Source organism: Streptomyces sp. NPDC056480 (genome assembly GCF_042795405.1).
Classification (GTDB): Bacteria; Actinomycetota; Actinomycetes; order Streptomycetales; family Streptomycetaceae; genus Streptomyces.
Genome location: NZ_JBHTSA010000259.1, coordinates 1 through 1,373 on the forward strand (window position 1 = coordinate 1; position 1,373 = coordinate 1,373).

Below are 1,373 nucleotides of genomic sequence, written 5' to 3' on the forward strand. Positions count from 1 at the left end.
GGTGGCGCGGAGGGAGTGGCCGCCGCGGTGGAAGAAGTTGTCGTCGATGCCGACGGATTCGAGTCCGAGGTTGTCGGCGAAGAGTCCGCAGAGGATCTCCTCGGCCGGGTTACGGGGTGCTCGTCCGCCCTCGGAGGCGGCGGTGTCGTCGGGAGCGGGGAGAGCGCGGCGGTCGAGCTTGCCGTTGACGGTACGAGGCAGGGCATCGAGCACCACGAAGGCCGAGGGCACGAGGTGTTCGGGCAGGCGGGCGGCGACGTGCCGGCGCAGCTCCTCCGGTGCCGTCTCACCGACCACGTAGGCGACCAGACGCTTGTCACCGGGCCGGTCCTCCCGCACGACCGCGGCGGCCTGAACCACCGAGGCGTGCGCCATCAGGGCCGCCTCGATCTCACCCGGCTCGATCCGGAATCCGCGCAGCTTGATCTGCTCGTCACCGCGACCGAGGTATTCCAGGGCGCCCTGCTTGTTCCAGCGGGCCAGATCCCCCGTGCGATACATCCGAGCCCCGGCAGGACCGTAAGGGTTCGCGACGAACCGGTCGGCCGTGAGTGCCGACTGGCCGATGTAGCCATGGGCCAGACCGTGCCCGGCGACGTACAACTCCCCGGGAACACCGGGGGCCACCAGCTCCAGGTTCGCGTCCAGGACATAGGCGTGCTTGCCGGCCAGCGGACCACCCACCGGAATGCTCGCCGCACCCGCACCGATCGTCGGCTCGATCACGAACACCGTCGTGAACCCCATGCTCTCCGCCGGACCATAGCCATTGAGCAGATGCAGCTGCGGGTGGTCGGCCAGAGCCCTGGCCGTGTGGGTCGGGGACGCCGCTTCTCCTGCGGTCATGGCCTCCTTGACGTGGTCGAAGGTCTGGGGGTGGTCGTCGAGCATGTGGTTGAAGAGGCTCGCGGACATCTGGAGCGAGGTGACCTGGTGCCGCTCGACCAGCTCCGCGATCAGATGGGGATCGGTGTGCTGGCCGGGCTGGAGGACGCACACCCCGCCGTGCAGCAGCGGGCCGAAGACCTCCAGGGCGAAGGCGTCCCACGAGACGGGCGAGCACTGCAGGAACGTCTGCTCCGGACCGAAGGCCAGATAGTCCGGACCGACGAAGGTCGCCGCCAGCGCACGATGCGAGGCCATCACACCCTTCGGGAGACCCGTCGAGCCCGACGTGAACATCACGCAAGCGACGGATTCGGGCGATCCGCCCGTCTCCACGGCAGCCCCGGAGAGCCCGCTGACCTCGGCGATCTCGGCCGTCAGATCGACGACCACCGCGTTCGTGGACAGCGTCGGCAGATGCGACTGGGTGACGAGGGCGGCCGGCGCGACCTGCTCGAGGACACCGTTCAGCCGCTCGACGGGGAACA

The 1,373-nt window shown here is 69.3% G+C and carries 1 protein-coding gene; it reads right to left on the reverse strand.

Annotated features, from left to right (window positions below; genetic code table 11):
- Positions 1-1,373, reverse strand: a 1,373-nt coding sequence (locus ACFQ79_RS40710) for an amino acid adenylation domain-containing protein (protein WP_383593439.1), incomplete at both ends; no start/stop codon positions are given.